The sequence below is a fragment of the Novosphingobium rhizovicinum genome, assembly GCF_040813635.1.
GTDB classification, from domain to species: domain Bacteria; phylum Pseudomonadota; class Alphaproteobacteria; order Sphingomonadales; family Sphingomonadaceae; genus Novosphingobium; species Novosphingobium rhizovicinum.
The window spans coordinates 1-2610 of sequence record NZ_JBFNXR010000018.1 but is presented as its reverse complement, the minus strand read 5'-3'; the positions used below and the strand labels follow the sequence as shown (position 1 = coordinate 2610).

General features: G+C 61.5%; 1 protein-coding gene and 1 pseudogene. Both read right to left on the bottom strand.

Features of this window, described 5'->3' with window-relative positions; genetic code table 11:
* Positions 1–709: 709 nt before the first annotated feature.
* Positions 710–1054, bottom strand: a pseudogene (locus ABUH87_RS02815) (transposase); the annotation flags it as partial.
* 311 nt (positions 1055–1365) lie between these two features.
* The gene (locus ABUH87_RS02810; protein ID WP_367768160.1) at positions 1366–2535 is read right to left on the bottom strand and encodes an IS110 family RNA-guided transposase; all 1170 of its coding nucleotides are present in this window, start codon (positions 2533–2535) and stop codon (positions 1366–1368) included.
* Positions 2536–2610 lie beyond the last annotated feature (75 nt).

The following is a 2610-nucleotide window of genomic DNA, read 5'->3' as shown; positions in this document are numbered from 1 at the left end:
CAGTGTCGCCGAAGCATCGACCTGCACCGCGAGGCTCATCGCCACGCGATGGTCCCCGCCTTCCGAACCTGCACCCACAAGGGGCCAAGCGGAAATAAGGGCCAAGTCAGCCCCACCTCTGTACGAAAGATGCGACGAGAAGAAAAGGGGAACGTTGTTCCTGCCGCGGCCCTTTCATCTGGCGGTCAGTTGGCGTGAGGACGAGATCCCCATCTTGGTGCTGGGTTAGCCGAACAAGATGAAGTCAGACGCCGAGACCTGAGTGCGGAGCAGCCGGCAGCTTTGGAGACATCACGGCAGTGGGATGGATGACCGGCATGGGGGCGCCTTGCAGTCAGTCCACTTCGAGGCGTCAATACGGCAGCTTCTATCAGGAGCAGACGTTCGCCGTGGCCAAGCTAAACGGCCCGGTCTGCGAAGGGTTTCGGGCGCTTGCGTACGAAAGCCTCCAGTGCAGGAACCCGCGGGCCCCACGCGCTGGTTTATGGGTAAAACAGCTTTGGGATGGTTCTGGCGGGGAAACGCTGCCGATCCGGAAGTGCAGCTACTGGCCGGATCAACGTGATTTTGTGCGGTGCCGGACTGCGAGCGGCGTTGGTTTTGCGGGCCAGTGTGCCCTGTGCCCGGTTCATTTCTGAGATGGGCATGCGCCGGGTCATCGGCCAATGCGCCATTGGCGCGACCGTCATGTGGGGCGAGCCATGCCGGATCATGGCGCGTGTCTCCGGGCGTGTGAGGCTGGCGCTGGTGGTGCGCGCGGTTGGCACCAGCGAGCGAAGGTCTCGATAATGGTCATGTGTCCGCCGCAACATGGGCATGGCGGGCGATGATCGGGCGGTTCGTCGGGCTCGGGCTCCTCGATCGGCGCAGCAACCCCCAGCAGCCTGCGGGCGAGCGCCATGGCTTCCTTATGCGTCGAACTGGCGAGCAGACCGTAATGCCGGATACGGTGGAAGCCACGCGGCAGGACGTGGATCAGGAAGCGGCGGATGAACTCGTCCGTCGCCAGCGTCATGACCTGCTGGCGCTCGGCACCATCGCGGCGATAGTCCTCACATGAGGGCTTCCACGTCAAGGCATGGCATCATGATGACATTGTGCATCTCCAAGTTCGTAAACGGTATCCGAGGTCCGAGCCCGATTGCATGACGCGGCTCGGCGTCCGAGCCTGATCAACCTCACATCCGGTCGCCGTTCGAAGCGGCTGCACCACTATCCCGCTTTCGGCGGGCAAGGGCTCAGAAGGACGAGACCATTCTTGTAGACGGCTTGCTTGGAGCCATGGACTACCACGGTTCGTCCCCCTGGATCCGTCAGGGCTGATCGGGCCCTGGGGATGGAAGTAACTTTACAGTCGTGTTTGCGTTAGGCGGCTTTCATAGTGGCACCCTCAATGACGACACCGAACGTCACATATTTCCAAAACGCGACGAGAAGCTTGCGTGCAAGGGCAACGATCGTCGTCGCCTTGCGCCTACCCGCATTCTGGCTGACCCGTTCGCGGAACCAGCGGCTTAGCGTTGAGTCCGGCTGGTGGCGTAGCCAAAGCCATGCGAGTTGCACCATCGCCGTTCGAAGGCGTGGATTGCCCGCCTTCGAGATGCCTTGCTCACGGTTGATCGAGCCGCTTTGCCAGGGGCTCGCAGCCAGGCCCGCATAGGATGCGACCTGTCTGCGATTGGCAAAATGCCGGGACAGACATTCGGTATGGATAATCGTCGCGAATTCCGGCCCGATCCCCTTGATGCCGAGCAACATCGCCGTGGGGTTGGTCATGACTTCCTTGTCCTGCGCCAGGATCGCGTCGCGCTCGACCTCGACTGCCTTGATCTGTTCGATCAGCAGTTCGAGGCGGCCGAGTTCGCGAAGAAGCTGGGCTTTGATGTGTGTGGGCAGATCGCGTCCGTCTCCTGTGCGCAGCTCTTCAAGCCGTTCGCGGCGATCACGGCGCCCGGGCTCATACCCTCGAATCCCCTGGCTAAAGAGTAAACCCTTGATACGATTGATGTGCAGCGTTCGTTCGTCGACCAGTATCTTGCGTTCGCGGCCGATCCTGCGGCGATCTTCGTCCTGCGGGGTTGGAACCCGCACCATCGAGCAGACGCGCGGCTCGCCTCGCTTGTAGGCCAACAGCGTCCGGATCAGGGTCTCACCGTCGATCCGGTCGGTCTTCGCCCGCCGGCGCTTACGAGAGACGGCAATCGAGGCAGCGTCCACGATGTGGCTTTCGATCCAATCCTCGTGGTCCAGTGAACGGTGCAGCCAGAAGCCATCAAGTCCAGCTTCCTGGATCGACACGATCCGATAGAGCCTGCCTGTCCGGGCCAGCGCCTTGTCGCGAAGTTCGCCGATACGGGCGAACAGCCCAGCAATGTCGCCGCCGTCCACCGTGTGCCGGGACATTTTATCGGCGGCACCTGGCGATAGCGAAGTTACCAGCCATGTTGATTTGCTCAGTTCCAACGAGACGAAAATTGCGTCAAGCTCGACACGGATGGCGGCCGGCGCTGCAGATTGTTCAGCTGTGACAGGCATGATTGATCTCCAGAGAGTTCAGTAACCCCGCTCTGCCACAGCGCAGGTCGCTCTCCACACCCTCATGGGATCTTG

Excerpts from the sequence above, each read along its gene's own strand:
- ABUH87_RS02810 (WP_367768160.1), bottom strand. The coding sequence starts at position 2,535 with ATGCCTGTCACAGCTGAACAATCTGCAGCGCCGGCCGCCATCCGTGTC.